A 23,506-nucleotide genomic window follows, 5' to 3' on the forward strand; every position below is an offset into this window, starting at 1 on the left:
TGGTTCATTCCAGCCCGGCCAGCAATTGGCCGATGCCTTGCAAAGTAAGGATATGGTCGGGTTCGTGCAGGGCCAGCGCCGCTTCGGGCATGGTCGAGACCTGGGCTTCATTGGGGTCCTGGACCACCGTGATCCCGCCCAGCGCCCTGACCTTCGCCAAGCCACAGGCGCCATCGTTGTTGGCGCCGGTCAGCACCACGGCCAGCAATTTCTGGCCGTAGACATCGGCGGCCGATTCAAACAACACATCGATGGACGGCCGCGAATGATGCAGCGGCTCCTCCAGGCTCAACGACAGGCTACGGTCAGCCTCGACCGACAAGTGATAGCCGGGCGTGGCGACATACAAGGTTCCCGGCACGATGTCTTGCTTGTCCCGGGCTTCCTCCACCGGCACCGCCAGACGATGTCCGAAGACACGGGCCAGTTGGCTTTCGCGCTCGTCCGGCAAATGCAATACCACCAAAATGGGCACGCCAAAGCCTTTGCGCAGGTGTCCGAAGACCTTGAGCAGCGCGTCGACGCCACCGGCCGATGCACCGACGACAACGGCCTCGATGGGCGGGTTGGATCTGTCCTTCGTCTGGTTCATAACTTGCGATAGATCCGTTCCTGTTTGACCAACGGCTCGAATCGATGGCCGTAAGCCGAGAAATCCAACGTCTCCTTACTGCCCAATACCAGGAAACCACGGTGACAAAGGGACTCATGAAACAATCCGAACGCCCGATCCTGTAGTTTTTTATTGAAATATATCAATACATTGCGACATGAAATCAACTGGGTTTCTGAAAAGACACTGTCGGTCGCCAGGCTGTGATCGGCAAAGGTCACGTTCTCGCACAGGGTCTTGTCGAACATCGCATAATCGTAGGCCGCGGTATAGTAATCGGCAAACGAGCGCCGGCCTCCGGCCGCCTGGTAGTTCTGGGTGTAGGTACGCACGTTCTCCAGGGAGAAAATCCCCTGCTTGGCTTTTTCCAACGAGCGCGGGTTGATATCGGTGGCATAGATGAGCGTGCGGTCCAGCAGGCCTTCTTCGCGCAGCAGGATCGCCATGGAGTAGACCTCCTCCCCCGTGCTGCAACCAGCGATCCAGATCTTGAGCGAAGGATACGTCCTGAGCAGCGGCACGATTTCCTCGCGAATGGCCAGGAAATGCGTGGGGTCGCGAAACATCTCGCTGACCGGGATCGTCAGCAGTTGCAGCAGTTGCATGAACGCCCCCGGGTCATGCAGCACGCGCTCCTGCAAGGCCGAAATGGTCTTGCACTCGAACTGGCTCAGCGCATGGTGGACCCGGCGCTTGATGGACGCACCGGAATAGTCGCGAAAATCGTAGCTGTACTTGAGGTAGATCGCTTCGATCAACAAACGAAGTTCAATGTCAGTGTCACGTTCCACTAAATTCTTTCCATATTCGGCAACCACACGCGAATCAGCGAGAACAGACGATCCAGATCGATCGGTTTGGCCAGGTAGTCGTTGGAACCCGCCGCCAGGCAGCGCTCCTGATCATCCTTCATGGCCTTGGCCGTCACGGCAATAATGGGCAGCTTGCGCCAGCGCGGGTCCTTGCGGATCAGCGCGGTGGCTTCGAAACCGTCCATCTCCGGCATCATTACATCCATCAGCACCAGGTCGATGTCGTCGAATTCGTTCAGGCGATCGATCGCCTCCAGGCCGTTACGGCCAATGACAACAATCGCCCCCTTCGCCTCCAAGGCGCTGGTCAGGGCAAAGATGTTGCGCACATCGTCGTCCACCAGCAGCACCTTGCGACCTTCAAACACCTTGTCGCGGCTGCGGGCGGTCTTGAGCATCCGCTGCCGTTCATGGGACAACCGGGATTCGACTTTGTGCAGAAAGAGTGTCACCTCGTCCAGCAAGCGCTCTGGCGAACGGGCACCCTTGATGATGATCGAGCGCGAATACTTGCGCAGTTCGGCCTCTTCGTCGCGGGTCAGGTTCCGCCCGGTGTAGACGATCACCGGCGGGAAGGAACAGATGTCTTCGCTGGACATGCGCTTGAGCAGGTCATTGCCGAGCATGTCCGGCAACTTGAGGTCGATGATCATGCAGTCGTAGACGTTGGTCCGCAGCAGGTCCAGGGCTTGCTGGGCCAGGCCAACAGCGGTGATCTCGATATCATCGTCGCCGATCAGGCGGGTAATACTCTCGCGTTGCAGGTCATCGTCCTCCACCAGCAGCACCCGCTTGACCTTCTGGGTCAGCTTGGCTTCCAGGCGGGCGAAGACATCCTTGAGTTCTTCGCGGGTGGTCGGCTTGACGGCATAACCGATGGCGCCCATGTGCATGGCGGCTTCGACGCGGTCTTCGACGGAAATCACGTGCACCGGAATGTGCCGGGTTTCGGCCCGCTCCTTGAGCCGCTGCAACACCGTCAGCCCGGAATGATCCGGCAGGCGCATGTCCAAAAGGATCGCGTCGGGAGCCAGTTGCAAGGCCAGGTCGAAGCCTTCATCGGCACCGTGGGCCACCAGGCACTGGTAACCGAGCTCATGGGCCAGGTCGAACAGGATGCGGGCGAACTTGGGCTCGTCCTCGATCACCAGAATGCATCGGGTATCGAACGGCGCCTTGTCGCGGTCGTCGGCAAATCGGGCAATCGGCGTATCCACTTCAGCGATCAGCGGTGCCGGTGCGGTTTTTGGTGCAGCCGGCGCTGGCGCGGTGGCCGTCGGGGTGAATGTCAACGGTTCTATCGGCGACTCCCCGGGCTCGACATAACGTTCAGGCATTACCAGCGTAAACACGCTGCCCTGCCCCGGCTCGCTGGAAACGCTGATCGAGCCGCCCAACAACGTGGCCAGGTCCCGGGAAATCGACAACCCCAGGCCGGTGCCACCGTAACGACGATTAGTCGTGCCATCGGCCTGGCGGAACGCTTCGAAAATGCTTTGCTGCTGATCGGCGGCGATGCCGATCCCGGAGTCGCGCACCATGAACGCGATGCCCGAGCCCGGCTGCCCGGCCACCGATAGGCTGACGGTGCCTTGCTCGGTAAATTTCACGGCATTGGACAGCAGGTTCTTGATCACCTGTTCCAGGCGCTGGCGGTCGGTGTAGAGCATCGCTGGCGCATCGGGCAATACCTGGACCTCGAACTCCAGGCCCTTGTCGACTGCCAACGGCTCGAACATGTCCCGCAGGCCCTCCACCAGACGCTGCACGCTGGTGTTCTCCGGGCGCACTTCCAGCTTTCCAGCCTCGACCTTGGAGATGTCGAGAATATCGTTGATCAGGTTCAACAGGTCGTTGCCGGCGGAGTAGATCGACTCGGCAAACTTGACCTGTTCCTCGCTGAGGTTCTGCTGCGGGTTTTCCGACAGCAGTTTGGACAGGATCAACGAACTGTTGAGCGGCGTGCGCAGCTCGTGGGACATGTTGGCCAGGAACTCGGATTTGTACTTGCTCGAACGCTGCAACTCTTCGGCGCGCTCCTGCAACTGGATCTGGGCCAGGTTCAGCTCGCTGTTCTTCTGGTCCATGGCGTCGCGCTGTTCGGCCAATTGCTCGTTGGTCTGCTCCAGCTCCTGCTGCTGGGCTTCCAGGTGGGCCTGGGACTCCTTGAGAATGCGCGACTGCTCTTCCAGTTCCTCGTTGGCAGTCTTGAGCTCTTCCTGCTGCACTTGCAGTTCTTCGTTCAACTGCTGGGTTTCGGCCAGCACTTCCTGCAAGCGCTGGCGATAACGAGCGGCCTCGATGGAGGTGCCGATATTGCCGGAAATCAGCTCCAGCATCTCAATGTCGCGCTCGGTCAATGGCCGCAGGAAGCCCAATTCGATGACACCGTTGATCCGGTCATCGTCACTGGTGGGCGCCACCAACACGCTGTTGGGCAGCCCTTGCCCCAATCCGGAGCTGACTTTCAGGTAATCGTCCGGTACGTCATCCAACCGAATGAGACGCCCCTGTCGGACGGCTTGGCCAGCAATACCTTCACCGTCGACGATCACCTGCTGCTGCGCGTCATCCTCCCGGGACAAGCCATAGCTGGCGACGCGCTTGAGCAGGCCATTTTCTTCCCGTACATAGAGCGCAGCGACCGCCACCCCCAGGTACTTCGCACAGAACTGCAAGATATTGCGGCCCAACAAGTCCAGGGACAACTGTCCCAGGACCTGCTCGGCCAGCTGCGTCTGGCCATTGCGCAACCAAGCCTGCTTCTCCAGGTGCAGGGCGCTGCGTTGCTGGACTTTCAGGCTGGCGCTGTAGCTCTCGGACAAGCTCAACAGATCCCGGCGACCGACGTAGGCCAGCAATCCACTGACTGCGGCGACGAACAGCAGATACAGGGCGATACTCCAGACCGTGGTGGCGCGCACCTCCGCATTGCGCGCCGCACGCAGTTGCTGCTCGGTCTCGACAATTTCTTCGAAGGACTGGCGAATCTCGTCGGTCAGGCGCTTGCCGCGCCCGGCCTTCACCGCCCCCCGGTAATCGCCACTGGTACGTTGCAGGTCGATCATGCTCTGGGCGTAATTGGCCCACTCGGTCTGGAGCGCTTGTATCTTGTGCAGGCGGTCGGTCTGGACAGGGTTGTCGGCTGTCAATTCCAGCAGAGTGTCCAGCGCAACGGTGATCCGGGGCTTGGCGACTTCATAGGGGTCGAGGAAATGCTCGTCACCGCTCAAGAGATAGCCACGCATGCCAGTTTCCAGGTCCACGCTCAGCTTGAACGCCTCGTTGGCGTTATTGATCACCCGGTCGGTGTGGCCGACCCATTGGATCACCGAGAGCAGGTACGTGATAAGGATGATGAAAAACACCGCGCTGAGGGCGCCCATGCCCAGCGGCAGGCTGATATTGCGGCTCAGGAGCTTGCGAAAACTTTGCTCGTCGACCGAAGACGAAGGAGTCATGGAAAGGGCCTTGGTGGACAGTTGAAAACCGTGGAGTTTGCCCGAAAAACGGCGCTTGGATCCACATTATCTGACGAGTCAAAGGCGCAAGTCCCGCGACGATCTACCTTGTAGCAAGGAAGCGACTATCCTTGTCAGCTCTTGTACTATAGATCCTTTCTTGTACAACCTTGGGAACTTGTGCCGCCTCGGAGCTTACTCATAAAAGAGGCTTATGAAAGAGACCGATTTCTTCGAGCCCCTTCCCGACCCCAACCTTCGAGAATGTCAACTATGTCCACCCCCCCTCCTGCCACCCCGCCCACCATCCTGGTCGTCGAAGACGACGACATTGTGCGGATGCTGATCGTCGACGTGCTGGAGGAATTGGAATACCAGGTGCTGGAGGCGGATGGTTGTGAGCAGGCGCTGGCATTTTTAAAAAACGACGCGCAACCCATCGCACTGATGATGACCGACGTCGGCCTGCCGGTCATGGACGGGCGCGAATTGGCGAAACAGGCCCGAGCCGTGCGGCCACAACTGCCTGTGCTGTTTGCCAGCGGTTATGCCGAAAGCATCGATGTGCCAGAAGGCATGTCGGTGATCGGCAAGCCTTTCTCCATCGATCAGTTGCGAGACAAGGTCAAACGCATTCTTTCTTGAGCCGGATCGTATTCTTGGTCACTATCGGCGCCCCGCGCGCCGACAGCGCCTGATCCGCTTCGAGGAACCCCCTGCTCATGCATCACCCCACCGCCACCAAGGTCCTGGTTATCGGCTATGTCTGGCCCGAGCCGCGCTCATCGGCTGCCAGCGGGCATGTCATGCAGATCCTCGACACCTTCCTCGGGCAAGGCTGGGACATCACCTTCAGCAGCCCGGCGGGCCCCGGCGAACAGCGCGCCGACCTGGTCGCGCTGGGTATCCGCGAAGTACCGATCGAACTCAATAGCAGCAGCTTCGACGCCTTCATCAGTGAGCTGGCGCCGGACATCGTGCTGTTCGACCAATTCATGATGGAAGAACAGTTCGGCTGGCGGGTCGAGAAGCACTGCCCCGGTGCCCTGCGGGTGCTGGAGACGTCAGACTTGCAGAGCCTGCGCCACGCTCGGCACCAGCGCTTGAAAGACCGCCTGAAGCAGGATGAGGCTGGCGAGGATTTCAGCGACCTCTTCGCCCCAGCCCTGGACGAGGAGTTCCAGCGGATGGCCGACACCGACCTGGCCAAACGGGAAATCGCCGCATTGTACCGCTGCGACCTCAACCTGATGGTGTCCGAGGTTGAAATCGAACTGTTGGTGGAGCACTTCGGGTTGCCCCGCAACCTGCTGCACTGGTGCCCGTTGATGCTGGACCTGCCCGGCGAGCCGTCGGCGCCGTTCGAGGACCGGGCGCATTTCCTGAGCATCGGCAACTTTCGCCACGCACCGAACTGGGACGCCGTGCTCTGGATGAAAAACGCCATCTGGCCACTGATCCGCCAACAATTACCCGGCGCGCAGCTGCACCTGTACGGCGCCTACACCCCGCCCAAGGCCGCCGCGCTGCATAACCCGGCCCAGGGCTTTCACATCATGAACTGGGCGGAGGACGCCTTGCAGGTGATGTCGGCGGCACGCATCTGCCTGGCGCCGCTGCGTTTCGGCGCCGGCATCAAGGGCAAGCTGATCGATGCCATGCTCTGCGGCACCCCCAACGTCACCACGCCCGTGGGGGCCGAAGCCATGCACGGCGACATGCCCTGGCCCGGCGCAATTGCCCAGAGCGCCGAAGGCATCGCCAATGCGGCGGTGCAGTTGTATCGCGATCAGGCGCGCTGGACCCAGGCCCAGGATGCTGGCCTCGCCCTGCTGGAAAATCGCTACCGGCAACAGGTGCACGGCCCGGCACTGATCGACAGCATCAACGCTTGCCGGGCGGACCTGGCACAACGACGTCGGGACAATTTCACCGGCAGCATGCTGCGTCACCACCAGCACAAAAGCACCCAATACATGTCCCAGTGGATCGAAGAAAAAAACCGCAACGGTTAGACGTCAGAGTGGCAGCCACCTGGCGAAGGGGGCATTATCCAATGGCGATAACAATAAAAGCGCCAGGCCCATGACCCGTACAGCCAGAATCACCGACCCCTCCTACGAGTTGATGGACGACCATAATGGGTTGTCCATCATCTACCGTCAGCACGGTTTTCCCTGCCCGCTGGTGCGCTGGCATTTCCACAAGGAATACGAGCTGCACTTGATCGTCGCCAGTTCCGGCAAAGTGTTCATTGGCGATTACATCGGCAACTTCTATCCCCAGTCGCTGTTCCTCACCGGCCCCAACCTGCCCCATAACTGGATCAGCCAGGTGGCCGAAGACGAAGTGGTGCACAAGCGCGACATGCTGGTGAACTTCACTGACGAGTTGTTCGAAAGTGGCCACCAGGTGTTCGCTGAACTCAAGACTGTCGCACCGCTGCTCGAACGTGCCCAGTACGGCATCGAGTTCCGCTGCAAGCGCACCATCCGCCAGGCCATGACCCTGATGCAGCGCATCGCCGATTCCCAAGGCATGAGCCGCCTGGGGCATTTTTTCATCCTGATGGAGCTGCTGGCCGCCACGGATGACTACCAACTGCTGTCCGGCGCGACCTCTGCGCAAACGGCGGACGAACACAGCATCGACCGCACCAACCGCGCGGTGGACTACATCTTTGCCCATTACGCCCGGGAACTGTCCCTGGAAGAAGTGGCCGAGCACCTGGGCATGAAACCCACCTATTTCAGCCGGGTGTTCAAACAGGCCACCGGTCGCTGCTTCATCGAATTCGTCAATCGCCTGCGCATCAGCAAATCCTGCGAGTTGCTGGCCGACGGTGATAAACCGGTGACGGACGTGTGCTTTGAATCGGGTTTCAACAACATTTCCAATTTCAACCGGCGTTTCCAGCAGCTCAAGGGCATGACCCCATCCCACTACCGGCGGCTGGCGGTGCAGCGGTTGACCGAGCAGAACCAGGGCTGACATTTTTCTCACCCAATCCCCTGTGGCGAGGGAGCTTGCTCCCGCTGGGCTGCGAAGCAGCCCCTATATCAGCCTTTCGCAGCGAGTTGTCAGGGAAATTGTTGAGGGCCGCTGCGCGCCCCAGCGGGAGCAAGCTCCCTCGCCACAGGTTCTTTGTCCGCCTGAAGTGGCAGGCATCAATCCCTCCAGTGCAAAAAAGTATCAGTGAAAGTGCGACGGATGATTTGTCACGCCGTCCATTGAGGGCTGTAATCAGCGCACATTCTTCCCTTCATCCGGAAGACACAAAAACAATAACTGTCCTTCTGCCGCCTTCGGGCGCGGAAAAGGAGTGCGCGATGAAACCTTCGGTAAAAGCTCTGCTTGTCTCCACCTGCATGACCCTCAGCAGCGTCAGTTTCGGCGCACAGACCCTCACCATTGCCACCGTCAACAACAGCGACATGATCCGCATGCAAAAGCTCTCGAAAACCTTCGAGGCCGAGCACCCGGACATCAAGCTCAACTGGGTGGTGCTCGAAGAAAACGTGCTTCGCCAGCGCCTGACCACCGACATCGCCACCCAGGGCGGACAGTTCGACGTGCTGACCATTGGCATGTACGAAGCTGCACTCTGGGGCGCCAAGGGCTGGCTGGAGCCGATGAAGGACCTGCCGGCCTCCTATGACCTGGACGACGTTTTCCCTTCCGTGCGCGATGGCTTGTCGGTCAAAGGCTCGCTGTACGCCCTGCCGTTCTATGCCGAAAGCTCGATCACCTATTACCGCACGGACCTGTTCAAGAACGCCGGGCTGACCATGCCCGAACACCCGACCTGGAGCCAGATCGGTGAGTTCGCGGAGAAACTCACCGACAAGAGCAAGGAACAATATGGCCTGTGCCTGCGGGGCAAGGCCGGTTGGGGCGAGAACATGGCGCTGATCACCACCCTGGCCAACGGTTATGGCGCGCGCTGGTTCGATGAGAAGTGGCAGCCACAATTCAATGGGCCCGAGTGGAAGGAAGCACTGAATTTCTACGTCGACAACATGAAGAAATCCGGCCCGCCGGGTGCGTCCAGTAACGGCTTCAACGAAAACCTGGCGCTGTTCAACAGCGGCAAATGCGCGATCTGGGTCGATGCCAGCGTCGCCGGTTCGTTCGTCACCGACAAGACCCAGAGCAAGGTGGCCGATCACGTTGGATTCACCTTCGCCCCCCACGAAAAAACCGACAAGGGCACCTCGTGGATGTACTCCTGGTCGCTGGCCATCCCGACCAGCTCCAAAGCCAAGGACGCGGCCACGGTCTTTACCACTTGGGCGACGTCCAAGGAATACAGCCAATTGGTCGCCAAGACCGACGGCATTGCCAACGTACCTCCAGGCACCCGCACCTCGACCTACAGCGACGAGTACATGAAGGCCGCGCCGTTTGCCAAGGTGACCCTCGAATCGTTGAAAGTCGCCGACCCGAAAGCGCCAACCCTCAAGCCTGTGCCTTACATCGGCATCCAGTTGGTGACCATTCCCGAGTTCCAGGCCATTGGCACCCAAGTGGGCAAGTTCTTTTCCGGTGCGCTGACCGGCCAGCAGACCGTGGATCAGGCGTTGACCGCCGCGCAGTCCACCACCGAACGCGAGATGAAACGCGCCGGGTATCCAAAATAAGGTCTGCATTTCTCCAATTGTGGCGAGGGAGCTTGCTCCCGCTGCGGGCGAAGCCCGCCCTGGCAATCCACGGATTGCCAGTCGAAATAGGCCCGCTGCGCGGTCCAGCGGGAGCAAGCTCCCTCGCCACAGGGAATGCGTCGCAGAAGAGTAAACGTTCATGAATAGCTCAACGACAACTGCCAAAGCCCCCATCGAGATTGCCCCGCCGCCGGCACGCAAGATCCGCCTGGCGAACCCCGGTTGGTTCCTGGTCAGCCCTTCGGTGGCCTTGTTGCTGCTGTGGATGATCGTGCCGCTGGGCATGACCGTCTACTTCTCGATGATCCGCTACAACCTGCTCTACCCCGGCGAAAACGAATTCGTCGGGCTGGAGAACTTCACCTACTTCCTGACCGACTCGGGTTTCATGCCCGGTGCCACCAACACCTTGTTGCTGGTGGGCAGCGTGCTGCTGATCAGTATCGTGCTGGGGGTGTTGATCAGCGCGCTGCTGGAGGCCAGTGAGTTTTTTGGTCGCGGCATCGTCCGTGTGCTGCTGATCTCGCCGTTCTTCATCATGCCCACCGTCGGCGCGCTGATCTGGAAGAACCTGATCTTCCACCCGGTCTCGGGCATCCTCGCCTCGGTGTGGAAACTGTTCGGCGCCCAGCCAGTGGACTGGCTAGCCCATTACCCGCTGCTGTCGATCATCATCATCGTGAGCTGGCAATGGCTGCCCTTCGCGATCCTGATCCTGATGACCGCCATGCAGTCGCTGGACCAGGAACAGAAAGAAGCCGCGCGCCTGGACGGTGCCGGCCCGATCGCGATTTTCTGGCACCTGACCCTGCCGCACCTGGCTCGCCCGATTGCCGTGGTACTGATGATCGAGACGATTTTCCTGCTGTCGGTGTTCGCCGAGATCTTTACCACCACCAACGGTGGCCCCGGCTACGCCTCCACCAACCTGGCCTACCTGATCTACAACCAGGCGCTGGTGCAGTTCGACGTCGGCATGGCTTCGGCCGGTGGCCTGATTGCCGTGGTCATTGCCAACATCGCCGCCATCATCCTGGTCCGGATGATCGGCAAAAACCTCACCGACAAGCACTGAGGCCGTCGCCATGACTCTTCAACAATCCCGTCGCCTGCAAAGCCTGCTGCTGGGCACGCTGGCCTGGGCCATCGCGATCCTGATCTTTTTCCCGATCTTCTGGATGGTGCTGACCAGCTTCAAGACCGAAATCGACGCGTTCGCCACGCCGCCGCAGTTCATCTTCACGCCGACGCTGGAGAACTACCTGCACATCAATGAGCGCAGCAACTACTTCAGCTTCGCCTGGAACTCGGTGGTGATTTCCTTCAGCGCCACCGCCCTGTGTCTGCTGATTGCAGTGCCGGCGGCCTACTCCATGGCGTTCTATGAAACCCAGCGCACCAAAGGCACGTTGCTGTGGATGCTCTCCACCAAGATGCTGCCGCCAGTGGGCGTGCTGATGCCGATCTACCTGCTGGCCAAGCAATTTGGCCTGCTGGACACGCGTCTCGCGTTGATCGTCATCTACACGTTGATCAACCTGCCCATCGTGGTCTGGATGATTTACACCTACTTCAAGGACATTCCCCGCGACATCCTCGAGGCCGCACGCCTGGATGGCGCCACGCTATGGCAGGAGATGGTTCGCGTGCTGCTGCCAATCGCCAAGGGTGGCCTGGCCTCCACCGTGCTGCTGTCGCTGATCCTGTGCTGGAACGAGGCCTTCTGGTCGCTGAACCTCACCTCCTCCAAAGCCGCGCCACTGACGGCGTTGATTGCCTCCTATTCCAGCCCGGAAGGTTTGTTCTGGGCCAAATTGTCGGCCGTCTCGACCCTGGCCTGCGCGCCGATCCTGATTTTCGGCTGGATCAGCCAGAAACAGCTGGTGCGCGGTTTGTCCTTCGGCGCGGTGAAATAACGCGCCCTACACAATAATCAGAAGTGGAGGCCCATCATCATGGCCAACCTGAAAATCAAGAATCTGCAAAAGGGTTTCGAAGGTTTCTCCATCATCAAGGGCATCGACCTTGAGGTGAACGACCGCGAGTTCGTGGTCTTCGTCGGCCCGTCGGGCTGTGGCAAATCCACGCTGCTTCGGCTGATCGCCGGCCTGGAAGAGGTCAGCGACGGCACCATCGAACTGGATGGCCGGGACATCACCGAAGTCAGCCCGGCCAAGCGCGACCTGGCGATGGTGTTCCAGACCTACGCCTTGTACCCGCACATGAGCGTGCGCAAGAACATGTCCTTCGCCCTGGACCTGGCCGGCGTGCCCAAGGCCGAGGTCGAGAAGAAGGTCAACGAAGCGGCGCGCATCCTCGAACTGGGGCCGATGCTCGAGCGCAAGCCCAAGCAACTGTCCGGCGGCCAGCGCCAGCGTGTAGCGATTGGCCGGGCCATCGTGCGTAACCCGAAAATCTTCCTGTTCGACGAACCGCTGTCCAACCTCGACGCCGCCCTGCGGGTGCAGATGCGCCTGGAACTGGCACGCCTGCACAAAGAGTTGCAGGCGACCATGATCTACGTGACCCACGACCAGGTCGAAGCCATGACCCTGGCCGACAAGGTGGTGGTGCTCAATGGCGGGCGTATCGAACAGGTCGGCTCGCCGCTGGAGCTGTATCACCAGCCGGCCAACCTGTTTGTCGCCGGGTTCCTCGGCACGCCGAAAATGGGCTTCCTCAAAGGCAAGGTCACCGGCCTCGACAGCCAGGGCTGTGAAGTGCTGCTGGACGCCGGTACGCGTATCAGCCTGCCGTTGAGCGGTGCCAACCTGAGCGTCGGCGGCGCGGTGACCCTGGGAATTCGCCCGGAACACCTGAACCTGGCGCAACCGGGCGACTGCACGTTGCAAGTCACCGCCGACGTCAGCGAGCGGCTGGGCAGCGACACCTTCTGTCACGTCGTCACGGCCTCCGGCGAAGCCTTGACCATGCGCGTTCGCGGCGACCTGGCGAGCCGTTTCGGCGAGCAACTGAGCCTGCACCTGGACGCTGAACACTGCCACTTATTCGACGCCGAGGGCGTTGCGGTGACCCGCGCGCTGCGCGCCGCCGCCTGATTACCGAGACCTGCGATGAAACTCAACCGACAAAACCTGCACAACCTCAACCCTGGCGTCGCCCTGCCCGCCTACCCTGTGGGCGATGTCCGCCAGGGCATCGCCCACATCGGTGTCGGCGGTTTCCACCGGGCGCACCAGGCCTACTACACCGATGCGCTGATGAATACCGGCACCGACCTGGACTGGGCCATCTGCGGCGTGGGCCTGCGGGCCGAGGATCGCCGTGCCCGGGATGACCTGGCCAGCCAGGACTACCTGTTCACCCTGTACGAACTGGGCGACACCGATGACACCGAAGTCCGGGTGATTGGCGCGATCAATGACATGTTGCTGGCTGGAGATGGCGCCCAGGCGCTGATCGACAAACTGGCCGATCCGCAGATCCGCATCGTCTCGCTGACCATCACCGAAGGCGGCTATTGCATCGACGACAGCAACGGCGAGTTCATGGCCCACTTGCCGCAGATCCAGCACGACCTGGCCCATCCTGACGCTCCGAAAACCGTCTTCGGTTTCCTCTGCGCCGCCCTGGCCAAGCGTCGCGCGGCGGGCATCCCGGCGTTCACGTTGATGTCTTGCGATAACCTGCCCCACAACGGCGCCGTGACCCGCAAGGCGTTGCTGGCCTTCGCCGCGCTGCGCGACGCGGAGCTGGGGCAGTGGATCGACCGCAATGTCAGTTTCCCCAATGCCATGGTCGATCGCATCACGCCCATGACCAGCGTGGCCCATCGCCTGCAACTGCATGACGAACATGGCATCGACGACGCTTGGCCGGTGGTCTGCGAACCGTTCGTGCAATGGGTCCTGGAAGACAAGTTCGTCAACGGTCGCCCGGCCTGGGAAAAGGTCGGCGTGCAGTTCACCGATGACGTCACACCCTATGAAGAGATGAAGATCAAGCTGCTCAACGGCAGCCACCTGGCGTTGACCTACCTGGGCTTTCTCAAGGGTTATCGCTTCGTCCACGAGACCATGAACGACCCGCTGTTCGTGCGTTACATGCGCGCCTACATGGACCTGGACGTGACGCCGCAACTGGCGCCAGTGCCAGGCATCGACCTGACCGACTACAAGAACACCCTGGTGGAGCGCTTTTCCAATCAGGCGATTGCCGACCAGTTGGAACGGGTCTGTTCGGACGGCTCGTCGAAGTTTCCAAAATTCACTGTGCCGACCATCAACCGCTTGATCGCCGACGGTGGCGAAACCCGCCGCGCGGCGCTGGTGGTGGCCGCCTGGGCCGTGTACCTGAAGGGCGTGGACGAGAACGGCGTGACGTATTCAATCCCGGACCCACGGGCAGCGTTTTGCCAGGCATTGGTGGCCGACGATGCGCTGGTGACCCAGCGGATGCTGGAGGTGGAAGAAATCTTTGGCACCGCCATTCCCCGCTCGCCGGAGTTCGTGGCAGCATTCGAATGGTGCTGCAACAGCTTGCGCGAGCATGGCGTCACGCGAACGCTTGAGCGCGTGCTGGCTGACGCGGACTAACGGTCCGCTTTTGTGGCGAGGGAGCTTGCTCCCGCTGGGCTGCGCAGCGGCCCCAAGACAGCCGACACGGAGAACCTGACAGACCGAGTGGCAGGTTTTAGGGCTGCTTCGCAGCCCAGCGGGAGCAAGCTCCCTCGCCACAGGTAGGTGTTGGCTGACCGAGCGGCTATTTCCTGCGGGTATTGATCTGACGACCAAGGATTTCCATGGCAAACCAACAACTGTTCCTGGGCATCGACTGCGGCACCCAAGGCACCAAGGCGCTGATCCTGGATGCGATCAGCGGCCAGGTACTCGGCCAGGGCGCCGCTGCCCACAGCATGATCAGCGGGGCCAACGGTCGTCGTGAACAAGACACCCAGCAATGGCTCGATGCATTCACCCAGGCAACTCACCAAGCCTTGGCTGCCGCCGGCGTCGATGGCCAGGCGATCCTCGGCATCGGCGTCTCCGGCCAGCAACACGGTCTGGTGCTGCTTGATGACCAGGGCCAGGTCTTGCGCCCGGCCAAGCTGTGGTGCGACACCGAGACAACTCCGGAAAATGATCGGCTCCTGGCGCACCTGGGCGGTGAAGACGGCAGCCTCGAACGCCTCGGCGTGGTGATCGCGCCGGGCTACACGGTTTCCAAACTGCTCTGGACGCGGGAGCAGCATCCCCAGGTATTCGAACGCATCGCCAGCGTCCTGCTGCCCCACGACTTCCTCAACTACTGGCTCACCGGCCGCCATTGCAGCGAATACGGCGATGCTTCGGGGACCGGCTATTTCAACGTACGCACCCGCCAATGGGACGTGCAACTGTTACAACACATCGACCCCAGCGCACGCTTGCAAGCGGCGCTGCCGGAACTGATCGAGGCCCATCAGCCCGTCGGACGCATCCTGCCGGCCATTGCCGCGCACCTGGGCATCAACCCCGAGGCGGTGGTGGCCAGTGGCGGCGGCGACAATATGATGGGCGCCATCGGCACCGGGAACATCCAGCCCGGTGTGATCACCATGAGCCTCGGGTCCTCCGGTACGGTGTACGCCTATGCCGCCGAACCTGCGGTCAGTTCACAGCCGTCCGTGGCGACGTTCTGTTCCTCCAGCGGTGGCTGGCTGCCGCTGATCTGCACCATGAACCTGACCAACGCCACTGGCGCGATACGCGAACTGCTGGACCTGGACATCGACGCCTTCAACGCCCTGGTGGCCAAGGCCCCGATTGGCGCCGAGGGGGTCTGCATGCTGCCGTTCCTCAACGGCGAGCGGGTGCCTGCCCTGCCCCATGCCACCGGCAGCCTGCTGGGCCTGACCACCACCAACCTGACCCGGGCCAACCTGTGTCGCGCCGTGGTCGAAGGCACGACCTTCGGTTTGCGCTATGGCTTGGACCTGCTGCGAGCCAACGGACTCCAGGCCCAGAGCATTCGCCTGATCGGCGGAGGTTCGAAGAGCGCGCAGTGGCGGCAGATCGTCGCCGACACCATGGACACCACGGTCATTTGCACCGAACAGAGCGAAGCCGCTGCATTGGGGGCGGCGATCCAAGCGGCATGGTGCCACTCCGGTTCACAGACGGGCTTGTCCGAGCTGTGCGAGCGCTGCGTCAAGCTCGACCCGAGCAGCGAAACCCGGCCAATCGCCGCGCATGTCGCGGCGTCGCAACAGGCCTATGAACGTTATCGACAACACGTCGCAACCCTTTGAGAGCGGGAAACTATGTATTTGGTGTGTGGTGAAGCGCTGTTTGATTTTTTCAGTGAGACCGAGGCGGATGGTCCGGCCTCGCACGTGAGCTACAAGGCCATTGCCGGTGGTTCACCGTTTAACGTGGCCGTGGGGCTGCGTCGCCTGGGTATTGAATCGGCGCTGTTTACCGGGCTGTCCACCGACTACCTGGGTCGACGCTTGCACCAGGTGCTGCTCAATGAAGGTGTCAGCGCCCAATACCTGGTGGACTTCGACGCACCGACCACCCTGGCAATGGTTGCCGTAGGCGCCAACGGTTCGCCCCACTACAGTTTTCGCGGCGAAGGCTGTGCGGACCGACAATTGAGCCTGGCGCATCTACCGGACCTGGGCCCCGAGGTGCGCGGCTTGCATTTCGGCTCGTTCTCGCTGGTGGTCCAGCCCATCGCCGATACGCTCCTGGCCCTGATGCAACGCGAAAGCGGCCGCCGCCTGATCAGCCTCGACCCGAATGTGCGACTCAACCCGCAGCCGGATATCGAGCTGTGGCGCTCACGGATTGCAACGCTGGTGCAATATGCCGACCTGATCAAGGTCAGTGACGAAGACCTGGACCTGCTCTACCCCGGCAAGAAGCCCGAGGCGATCATCGAAGGTTGGCTGGGGAACCGCTGCCAATTGGTCTTCCTGACCCGTGGCGGCCAGGGCGCTACGGTCTTCAGTCGCCAATATGGCTCATGGTCGCTGCCGTCCTGTCCGGTGAAGATCGCCGACACCGTGGGTGCAGGCGACACCTTCCAGGCCGCGCTGATTGCGTGGTTGACTGAACAACAATTGGATTCGATTGAGGGGTTGCATACCCTGACCCGGGAACAGATCAGCGCAATGCTTGAATTCGCCATTCGCGCCGCCGCCCTGACTTGCGGCAAAACCGGGCCAGACCTGCCCTACAGGCACCAATTGAACTGAATGGCGCATCGCAGCTAAAAAAACAGCTGAAAAAAACTGGACGCCGGGTTCGGACATGACCGGACCCGAGCGTCAGGCTTACAAGGACAAGGCCGTTATCAGCGGCCAGTCATCCGCTGGTGTTGTTGATGAAAGTGATTGCCAGCGGCAGGGTTGTGGTCGAGCTCGGTACGCAGTTCCGCGATCAAGTCGTTGATGGCCCGACAACCGGTGAGTTTATTGGCATCGATGTCGGTTTTGAGCAATGCCACGCGATCGGTTGCATGATCGTCGTAAATCTTGACCGTCATCTTGAGCTCAGGTGACAAGGTGCATTGCGAGCGCTTGGGCAGCAAGCTGCTTTCAATGATGTTTCGCATTTCGAGGGCAGATAGAAACATGGCGACTCTCTCCTGTTGAGGCGGCCAACTTATGTTCACGCCGGCGGTATTTTCGTCCGTTTTCTTCCCTGCGGACTGGGACTACGAATACCGTGCCGTTCGTTCGTTCTTTTTAGCGTTTTCAGTCAACGAGTTCGCCAGGCGAACTCTTGAATCATCCCGCAAGAAGCATGCCTGTATCGAAGACCTTGCGGATTGATCTGAATCAAGCGCTTAGCTTCGTCCCGCGCCGGAGAACTCGTGCAAAATGCAAGGAAACGCTACTTTTTCCATGCAAACTGCAATCGCTTTTATCCTGTTCGCAACTTAGAGTAGCCCCTAATACGAAGACGCAAGTGGGCATCCGTCGCCTGCTTCAAAAAAAGTGTGACGTAGCGTAAAAAACTCAAAACGCGCCCACTGCCGCCCGCTCGGCCACGTGGCGCAAGCTGTCGAAATTGATATTGGCACCGGAATCGATCGCCACCAGCGTCTGGCCTCGCGCCCCCGTGTCGGCCACGTACTGCTTGATGCCTGCCACCGCCAGTGCGCCCGACGGCTCAGTGATGGAGCGGGTATCGTCATAGATATCCTTGATCGCGGCGCACAGTTGATCGTTGCTCACGGTCATCACCTCATCGACACAGAAACGGCAGATATCGAGGCCATGGGCGCCGATCTGCGCCACGGCCACGCCATCGGCGAAGGTTCCCACCTCAGGCAAGGTCACTCGCTCACCGGCTGCCAGCGCCGCCTGGAGACAGGCCGAGTGCTGCGACTCGACGCCGATGATGCGTACTTCCGGGCGCAGGTACTTGACGTAGGCTGCGATCCCGGCGATCAGCCCACCGCCACCGACCGGGACAAAAATCGCATCCAGCTGGCCGGGGTGCTGGCGCAGGATTTCCATGGCGACGGTGCCCTGCCCGGCAATCACGTCCGGGTCATCGAAAGGCGAGACGAACTCCCGTCCGCTCTGCTCGGCCAGGTCCAGCGCGTGCGCCAGGGCAAACGGAAAGCTTTCCCCATGCAGAATCGCTTCGGCGCCTCGGTTGCGCACGCCCAGCACCTTCAATTGTGGAGTGGTCACAGGCATGACGATGCTGGCCGAAATACCCAACTCCCGTGCCGCCAGCGCGACACCCTGGGCATGATTGCCGGCGGACGCGGTGATGACGCCACGGGCGCGCTGCTCCGGGGTCAGTTGCACGAGTTTGTTGTAGGCACCGCGGATCTTGAAGGAAAAGGTCGGTTGCAGGTCTTCGCGCTTGAGCAGGATCCGGTTACCCAAGGCCTCGGACAATGCGGGAGCCGCTTGCAGCGGCGTGCGCACGGCCAGCTCATAGACCGGCGCGGCGAGAATCTTCTTAACATAGTGCTCGAGCAGGGTTTGCTCGGTGCGGGTAACGGTCATGGCGATCTCCTGGTTCAGGCGGAGCCCAGGAGACAGAAAGAAAAAACCCGCCTCCAGGGCGGGTTGGGTGCAGCCGACAGCTAACCCGCCAAATAAGGAATGGCGGTAATAATGCTTGGCTGGCTGCGCAGTACGAGTGAGTTCATGCCTGGAAATTAGCGGTGCGTTGGCGGCAAGTCAATGGGCAATATCAAGTGCCAGCCGATATTCGCTGCATTGACCTCAAGTGAACAACATTCCCTGTGGGAGCGAGCTTGCTCGCGATTGCGGAGTATCAGTCAACATCAATGCCAGCTGCCCCATAGCAATCGCGAGCAAGCTCGTTCCCACGGTTTTCTCCAACTATTTGAGGCCGACTTTGTACAACGCCCCGTCGTCCTCATCCGTCAACACATAGAGATACCCATCCGGGCCCTGGCGAACATCACGGATTCGCGCCTTGAGCTCACCCAACAGGCGCTCTTCATGGACGATTTTGTCGTCTTGCAATTGCAGGCGGATCAGTTCCCCTGGCACCAAGGCGCCGATGAACACATTGTGTTGCCAGGCCTTGAAGCGCCCATGGTCGTAGAACGCCATGCCACTGAGCCCCGGTGAGACCTGCCAGACGTGGTGAGGGTCAAGGCCACCCTCGACGGTCTTGCCCTGGGCTTCGGGGATCGGAGCGCCGGAGTAGTTGATGCCATGGGTCGCCAATGGCCAGCCGTAGTTCTTGCCGCGCTCGATGATGTTCATCTCATCACCGCCCTTGGGCCCGTGTTCGTTCTCCCACAACGTGCCATTCCAAGGGTTCAGGGCCGCCCCCTGGGGGTTGCGCATGCCGTAGGACCATATCTCGGGACGGACGTTTTTCTGGCCGACGAAGGGGTTGTCGTCGGGCACCTTACCGTCGGGGTAGATGCGCACGATCTTGCCTTGCAGCTTGTCCAGATCCTGGGCGGTGGGCCGCTCGTTGTTTTCCCCCAAGGTAATGAACAGATAACCGTCGCGGTCGAAGACCAGGCGCGAGCCAAAGTGGTTGCCCGTGGACAACTTGGGCTGCTGACGGAAGATCACGTCGAAATTCTTCAGGCTCTTGAGATCTTCGGACAGTTGCCCGCGCCCCACGGCGGTGCCGGCCTTGCCATCTGCGCCCGCCTCGGCATAAGACAGGTAGACGGTACGATCCTGCTTGAAATCGGGCGACAGCACCACGTCCAGCAGACCGCCCTGGCCCTTGGCCCACACTTCAGGCACGCCACTCAAGGGGGCGGACAATTGGCCATCGGCGCTGACCACGCGCAGGTTACCCGGTCGCTCCGTCACCAGCATGCCCTGCTGGCCAGGCAAGAATGCGACAGACCAAGGGTGCTCCAGCCCCTTGACCACGGTGGTCACTTCCAGCGTGCCCTCCTCGCTCTTGAATGACTGGGTTGGCGCGGCATTGGCCGGGGTGGCAAGGGCCAGGACAGCGCTGGCGCAGAATGCGGCCAGGAGTGTTTTACGCAACATGCACATTTCCTTCTGCGGTGTTGAAAGAGAACAACGGGCGCCAGCGCCTAGCGGTTGCCATTCTGGCTGTTGCGCGGTGGCGCAGGAGACTCGATGGTCGGTCGCGGCGAACCCGACGGCGGGCCGGAACGCGGGTAGCCATTGCCGATGCCGCCGTTTTCCAGGGTCGGTGGCCGTGGTACCGGTACTGTCGGGTTGTTATGTATCGTCGGCACGTTGGGCCGGGTGCCCTGCATGCTGTTGGGATTGGCCCGGCGCGTCGGGCTGTTATAGGGATTGTTGTTGCCCGGCAGGTTTTGGGCCAGGACCGTTGCGCCTGCGCTGGGCGTGGCGGCCTGAGCAGCGGCAGTCAGTAATAGCGTCATGATGACGAGCATGAACCTGTTCATTGGGACACCTCTGGGGTTCAGGCATATCGAAAGCACGCTACGCCGCAGGTTCGCCCTTGTTAAGCGAAATATCCCGGTGAAGATGTAACGAAGCGTCTCCGAAGAGAGGTGGGAGCAAGCTTGCTCGCCCCACAATGGAAACTTTTCCCAAGGCGCGAAGGTCACCAGAAAGACATCCACCGGCAAGGACAACACCACCATGGCACGGGCAATCTGGAAAGGCGCAATCAGCTTCGGACTGGTCCACATTCCTGTCGCGCTGGTGTCGGCCACCTCGTCCCAGGGGGTGGATTTTGACTGGTTGGACAAACGCAGCATGGATCCGGTGGGCTACAAGCGGGTCAACAAGACCACGGGCAAGGAAGTGACCAAGGATGACATCGTCAAAGGCGTCCAGTATCAGAAAGGCCAGTACGTGCTGCTCAGCGAGGAGGAAATCCGTTCCGCTCACCCCAAGTCCACCCAGACCATCGATATCTTTGCCTTTGTCGACAGCGAGAAGATCCCGTTGCAAAACATCGACACACCCTACTTTCTCGCCCCCGACAAACGCGGTGGCAAAGTCTATGCCCTGCTGCGCGAAACCCTGGTCAAGACCCACAAGGTCGCCCTGGCCCATGTCGTGCTGCATACCCGCCAGCACCTGGCGGCGCTCATGCCCCTTGAATCGGCGCTGGTACTGGTGATGCTGCGCTGGCCTGCGGAGGTACGCGACCTTGATGTCCTCGAGTTGGGCGACGAAGTGACGAACCCAACCCTGGCCAAGGGCGAGCTGGAAATGGCCAAACGTCTCGTGGAAGACATGAGCGCCGACTGGGAACCGCAAGAATACCGGGACAGTTTCGAAGACAAAATCATGGAACTGGTGGAGAAAAAGGCCAACGAAGGCCGCCTCGAAGCGGTGGAAACCGACCCGGGCGAAGAACAACGCAAGACCGCCGATGTCATCGACCTTACCGAGTTGCTCAAGCGCAGCCTGGGCAGCAAGGGCAAGGCCACCGACAAATCCGCCGGGAAGCCCCCTGCAAAACCTGCGAAAGCCCGCAAATCCGCTCCTGCCAAAAAAGCCACCAAGGCCTCCCGGGGGTAAACCCTGGCGTGCGCAATACAAGGGAATCTGTCATGGCCAACGCCGAGAGTGAATCTGCTCGTTTGTCCAACGCCAAGCCGGAGGTTACGACAGCCCGAAAGGCGCCTCAAAACCGCCTGCCCGAGCGCCTGTCGCCGCAATTGGCCACGCCCGTGGAAGAACCGCCCACCGGCGAATGGCGCTATGAGGTCCAATTCCACGGTTATCGACTGCTGGCCCGCATCGAACAGGGTGAAGTCCGCTTGTTCAATCGCAATCACCAGGACTGGACCGAGCGGCTGAAGCTGCATGCCGACGCCCTGGCCGGGTTGAACCTGGGGGACAGTTGGCTCGACGGCGAACTGGTTCTGCTCGATGAGACCGGCCGCTCCGATTTCGCGGCCCTGCGCCAGGCCTTCGACATCAGCCGCACCGTCGATATGCTGTATTTCCTGTTCGATGCGCCGTTCCTCAATGGCGTCGACCTGCGCCAGGCTCCGGTGGAGGAACGCCGTGCGGCCCTGAAAAAAGCCCTTGGCAACAACGCCAGCAAGCGCCTGCGCTTTTCCGAGTCGTTTTCGGCCAGCCCGCACGACATGTTCGAAAGCGCTATCGCGCTTTCATTGGACAGCGTGGTCGGCAAGCGCGTGGGCAGCCCATATAGGTCCCGGCGAAGCGCCGATTGGGTAAAACTCAAGTGCCGGTTGCGCCAAGCCTTCGTCATCGTCGGGTTCACTCGCCCCCAAGGCAGGCGCAGCGGTTTCGGCGCGCTGTTGCTGGCGGTCAACGGGCCGTCGGGGCTGGTGTACGCCGGTCGGGTCGGCACGGGATTCAGCCAGACGCAAATCCAACAATTACATGCGCAACTGTGCGCGCAGCAACGCGAGACTTCGCCACTGGCGCTGCCACTCAACGGTGTGCAAGGACGCGGCGTGCAATGGGTCGAGCCTGGCTTGACCTGCGAGGTAGAGTTCATTGAATGGACTGGCGACAACCAAGTGCGGCAGGCCATTTTCCTGGGTTTTTCGACCGAGACACCGGCCAACAAGGTTGTTCGTGAGCAGCCGCTGCCGATAAAATCCACGACAGCAAAAACCCAGCGTCGCAGCAAAACCCGCGCGGCCAAAGTCGACGGTGTGACGATCACCCACCCCGATCGGGTCATCGACAGTGTCAGCGGTGTGCAAAAGGCCGAGCTGGCGCAGTATTACCTGGACATCGCCCCGTGGATCCTGCCGCACCTCAAGCAGCGGCCGGTCGCGCTGTTGCGGGCACCGGACGGTATCGGCGAAGAGCAGTTCTTCCAAAAACACGCCGATCGCCTGGACATTCCCCATATCAAACAGCTGGATCCGCGACTGGACCCGGGCCATGCAGCGCTGATGGAAATCGATGACATCCACGCCCTGGTCAGCGCGGCGCAGATGGGCACGGTGGAACTGCACACCTGGACCGCGACCCACGATCGGATCGAGACCCCCGACCTGTTTGTCCTGGACCTGGATCCAGACCCTTCGCTGCCCTGGAGCGCCATGATCGAGGCGACCCACATGACCTTGGCGGTGCTCGACGAGTTGGGTTTGCAGGCTTTTCTCAAGACCAGCGGTGGCAAAGGCATGCACGTGATCGTGCCCTTGGCGAGAAGTGAAGGCTGGGACACCACCAAGGCATTCGCCAAGGCCATCTCGCAGTTCCTGACCCGGCAAATGCCAGAGCGCATCACGGCCACCATGGGACCGAAGAACCGCGTCGGAAAAATATTCGTCGACTACCTGCGCAACGCCCGCGGCGCCAGCACGGTGGCCGCCTACTCAGTGCGCGCCAGGCCAGGCCTGCCGGTCTCGGTGCCAATCGCCCGGGCCGAACTGCCGACCCTGCGCAACGCACAGCAATGGGACATCTATACCGCTCTGGAACGGGCCAAGGGCTTGGGCGCCGATCCTTGGGAAGGCTACCACCACCGTCAGCGGATCACCGCCAGGATGTGGGAACAGCTGGATGCGCAAAAGCCCGAGGCATGAAGGTAAATCCAGCGT

19 protein-coding genes are annotated in these 23,506 nt (G+C 60.9%); 12 read left to right on the plus strand and 7 right to left on the minus strand.

The annotated features are described in order from the left end of the window. Nucleotides 1-4 precede the first annotated feature (4 nt). From BLT00_RS25435 to BLT00_RS25445, 3 genes are read right to left on the minus strand one after another with little or no spacing between them, the layout of a single operon-like run. Nucleotides 5-592 carry a chemotaxis protein CheB gene (locus tag BLT00_RS25435; protein ID WP_063320932.1) on the minus strand — a complete coding sequence of 196 codons (588 nt, stop codon included), beginning with the start codon at nt 590-592 and terminating at the stop codon, nt 5-7. Further along, complete coding sequence (locus BLT00_RS25440; protein WP_063320931.1) at nt 589-1,404, minus strand: CheR family methyltransferase; 816 nt, start codon at nt 1,402-1,404, stop codon at nt 589-591. The genes BLT00_RS25435 and BLT00_RS25440 overlap by 4 nt, the downstream gene beginning before the upstream one ends. Next, nucleotides 1,404-4,886, minus strand: coding sequence for a response regulator (locus BLT00_RS25445; protein WP_092142911.1), 3,483 nt, complete (start codon nt 4,884-4,886; stop codon nt 1,404-1,406). Before BLT00_RS25445 ends, BLT00_RS25440 begins: the two co-directional genes overlap by 1 nt. Nucleotides 4,887-5,159: 273 nt before the next feature. Here BLT00_RS25445 and BLT00_RS25450 point away from each other — a divergent pair, with 273 nt between their 5' ends. From BLT00_RS25450 to BLT00_RS25500, 10 genes are all read left to right on the plus strand, one after another. Further along, complete coding sequence (locus BLT00_RS25450; protein WP_072346783.1) at nt 5,160-5,531, plus strand: response regulator; 372 nt, start codon at nt 5,160-5,162, stop codon at nt 5,529-5,531. A gap of 77 nt (nt 5,532-5,608) precedes the next feature. Next, nucleotides 5,609-6,901, plus strand: a complete 1,293-nt coding sequence (locus BLT00_RS25455; RefSeq protein ID WP_092142908.1) for a glycosyltransferase — start codon at nt 5,609-5,611, stop codon at nt 6,899-6,901. Nucleotides 6,902-6,971: 70 nt separating this feature from the next. Beyond that, a complete protein-coding gene (locus BLT00_RS25460; protein WP_072346779.1) occupies nt 6,972-7,877 on the plus strand; it encodes an AraC family transcriptional regulator in 906 nt (301 codons plus the stop codon). Nucleotides 7,878-8,215: 338 nt separating this feature from the next. Further along, nucleotides 8,216-9,526 carry an ABC transporter substrate-binding protein gene (locus BLT00_RS25470; protein ID WP_072346777.1) on the plus strand — a complete coding sequence of 437 codons (1,311 nt, stop codon included), beginning with the start codon at nt 8,216-8,218 and terminating at the stop codon, nt 9,524-9,526. Nucleotides 9,527-9,686: 160 nt separating this feature from the next. Further along, the gene (locus BLT00_RS25475; RefSeq protein ID WP_053184628.1) at nt 9,687-10,622 is read left to right on the plus strand and encodes a carbohydrate ABC transporter permease; all 936 of its coding nucleotides are present in this window, start codon (nt 9,687-9,689) and stop codon (nt 10,620-10,622) included. A gap of 10 nt (nt 10,623-10,632) precedes the next feature. Then, nucleotides 10,633-11,463 carry a carbohydrate ABC transporter permease gene (locus tag BLT00_RS25480; RefSeq protein ID WP_003202324.1) on the plus strand — a complete coding sequence of 277 codons (831 nt, stop codon included), beginning with the start codon at nt 10,633-10,635 and terminating at the stop codon, nt 11,461-11,463. Nucleotides 11,464-11,502: 39 nt separating this feature from the next. Next, nucleotides 11,503-12,606 carry an ABC transporter ATP-binding protein gene (locus BLT00_RS25485; protein ID WP_014338172.1) on the plus strand — a complete coding sequence of 368 codons (1,104 nt, stop codon included), beginning with the start codon at nt 11,503-11,505 and terminating at the stop codon, nt 12,604-12,606. 15 nt (nt 12,607-12,621) lie between these two features. Beyond that, on the plus strand, nt 12,622-14,103 hold the full coding sequence (locus tag BLT00_RS25490; protein ID WP_092142902.1) for a mannitol dehydrogenase family protein: 1,482 nt from the start codon (nt 12,622-12,624) through the stop codon (nt 14,101-14,103). A 206-nt stretch (nt 14,104-14,309) separates the two neighbouring features. Beyond that, complete coding sequence (xylB, locus tag BLT00_RS25495; protein WP_092142899.1) at nt 14,310-15,797, plus strand: xylulokinase; 1,488 nt, start codon at nt 14,310-14,312, stop codon at nt 15,795-15,797. 12 nt (nt 15,798-15,809) lie between these two features. Then, on the plus strand, nt 15,810-16,748 hold the full coding sequence (locus BLT00_RS25500; protein WP_092142896.1) for a carbohydrate kinase family protein: 939 nt from the start codon (nt 15,810-15,812) through the stop codon (nt 16,746-16,748). Between the two features lie 98 nt (nt 16,749-16,846). Here the strand turns inward: BLT00_RS25500 and BLT00_RS25505 are convergent, their stop codons facing one another. The 4 genes from BLT00_RS25505 to BLT00_RS25520 all read right to left on the minus strand — a co-directional run bounded on the left by BLT00_RS25505 (nt 16,847) and on the right by BLT00_RS25520 (nt 20,401). Then, complete coding sequence (locus BLT00_RS25505) at nt 16,847-17,128, minus strand: DUF1652 domain-containing protein (protein WP_063320921.1); 282 nt, start codon at nt 17,126-17,128, stop codon at nt 16,847-16,849. Between the two features lie 385 nt (nt 17,129-17,513). Continuing rightward, nucleotides 17,514-18,521, minus strand: coding sequence for a threonine ammonia-lyase, biosynthetic (gene ilvA, locus BLT00_RS25510; protein WP_092142893.1), 1,008 nt, complete (start codon nt 18,519-18,521; stop codon nt 17,514-17,516). 342 nt (nt 18,522-18,863) lie between these two features. Then, nucleotides 18,864-20,012: a PQQ-dependent sugar dehydrogenase gene (locus BLT00_RS25515; protein ID WP_092142889.1), complete on the minus strand. Its 1,149-nt coding sequence runs from the start codon at nt 20,010-20,012 to the stop codon at nt 18,864-18,866. 47 nt (nt 20,013-20,059) lie between these two features. Then, nucleotides 20,060-20,401 carry a hypothetical protein gene (locus BLT00_RS25520; protein ID WP_092142886.1) on the minus strand — a complete coding sequence of 114 codons (342 nt, stop codon included), beginning with the start codon at nt 20,399-20,401 and terminating at the stop codon, nt 20,060-20,062. Nucleotides 20,402-20,600: 199 nt separating this feature from the next. Here BLT00_RS25520 and BLT00_RS25525 point away from each other — a divergent pair, with 199 nt between their 5' ends. Together BLT00_RS25525 and ligD are read left to right on the plus strand one after the other, a co-directional pair. Then, a complete protein-coding gene (locus tag BLT00_RS25525) occupies nt 20,601-21,491 on the plus strand; it encodes a non-homologous end joining protein Ku (protein WP_092142883.1) in 891 nt (296 codons plus the stop codon). Nucleotides 21,492-21,523: 32 nt separating this feature from the next. Further along, on the plus strand, nt 21,524-23,491 hold the full coding sequence (gene ligD / locus BLT00_RS25530) for a DNA ligase D (protein ID WP_092142880.1): 1,968 nt from the start codon (nt 21,524-21,526) through the stop codon (nt 23,489-23,491). Nucleotides 23,492-23,506: the final 15 nt, after the last annotated feature.

The sequence above is a fragment of the Pseudomonas sp. NFACC51 genome (assembly GCF_900103575.1).
In the GTDB taxonomy this organism is placed as follows: Bacteria; Pseudomonadota; Gammaproteobacteria; order Pseudomonadales; family Pseudomonadaceae; genus Aquipseudomonas; species Aquipseudomonas fluorescens_Q.

Bases quoted from the DNA above. Each gene is read 5' to 3' on its own strand.
- BLT00_RS25515 (WP_092142889.1), bottom strand. From the start codon at position 20,012: ATGTTGCGTAAAACACTCCTGGCCGCATTCTGCGCCAGCGCTGTCCTG.
- BLT00_RS25475 (WP_053184628.1), top strand. From the start codon at position 9,687: ATGAATAGCTCAACGACAACTGCCAAAGCCCCCATCGAGATTGCCCCG.
- BLT00_RS25525 (WP_092142883.1), top strand. From the start codon at position 20,601: ATGGCACGGGCAATCTGGAAAGGCGCAATCAGCTTCGGACTGGTCCAC.
- BLT00_RS25520 (WP_092142886.1), bottom strand. From the start codon at position 20,401: ATGAACAGGTTCATGCTCGTCATCATGACGCTATTACTGACTGCCGCT.
- BLT00_RS25500 (WP_092142896.1), top strand. From the start codon at position 15,810: ATGTATTTGGTGTGTGGTGAAGCGCTGTTTGATTTTTTCAGTGAGACC.
- ligD (WP_092142880.1), top strand. From the start codon at position 21,524: ATGGCCAACGCCGAGAGTGAATCTGCTCGTTTGTCCAACGCCAAGCCG.
- BLT00_RS25470 (WP_072346777.1), top strand. From the start codon at position 8,216: ATGAAACCTTCGGTAAAAGCTCTGCTTGTCTCCACCTGCATGACCCTC.
- BLT00_RS25485 (WP_014338172.1), top strand. From the start codon at position 11,503: ATGGCCAACCTGAAAATCAAGAATCTGCAAAAGGGTTTCGAAGGTTTC.
- BLT00_RS25445 (WP_092142911.1), bottom strand. From the start codon at position 4,886: ATGACTCCTTCGTCTTCGGTCGACGAGCAAAGTTTTCGCAAGCTCCTG.
- BLT00_RS25505 (WP_063320921.1), bottom strand. From the start codon at position 17,128: ATGTTTCTATCTGCCCTCGAAATGCGAAACATCATTGAAAGCAGCTTG.
- ilvA (WP_092142893.1), bottom strand. From the start codon at position 18,521: ATGACCGTTACCCGCACCGAGCAAACCCTGCTCGAGCACTATGTTAAG.
- BLT00_RS25450 (WP_072346783.1), top strand. From the start codon at position 5,160: ATGTCCACCCCCCCTCCTGCCACCCCGCCCACCATCCTGGTCGTCGAA.
- BLT00_RS25460 (WP_072346779.1), top strand. From the start codon at position 6,972: ATGACCCGTACAGCCAGAATCACCGACCCCTCCTACGAGTTGATGGAC.
- xylB (WP_092142899.1), top strand. From the start codon at position 14,310: ATGGCAAACCAACAACTGTTCCTGGGCATCGACTGCGGCACCCAAGGC.
- BLT00_RS25455 (WP_092142908.1), top strand. From the start codon at position 5,609: ATGCATCACCCCACCGCCACCAAGGTCCTGGTTATCGGCTATGTCTGG.
- BLT00_RS25435 (WP_063320932.1), bottom strand. From the start codon at position 592: ATGAACCAGACGAAGGACAGATCCAACCCGCCCATCGAGGCCGTTGTC.
- BLT00_RS25480 (WP_003202324.1), top strand. From the start codon at position 10,633: ATGACTCTTCAACAATCCCGTCGCCTGCAAAGCCTGCTGCTGGGCACG.
- BLT00_RS25490 (WP_092142902.1), top strand. From the start codon at position 12,622: ATGAAACTCAACCGACAAAACCTGCACAACCTCAACCCTGGCGTCGCC.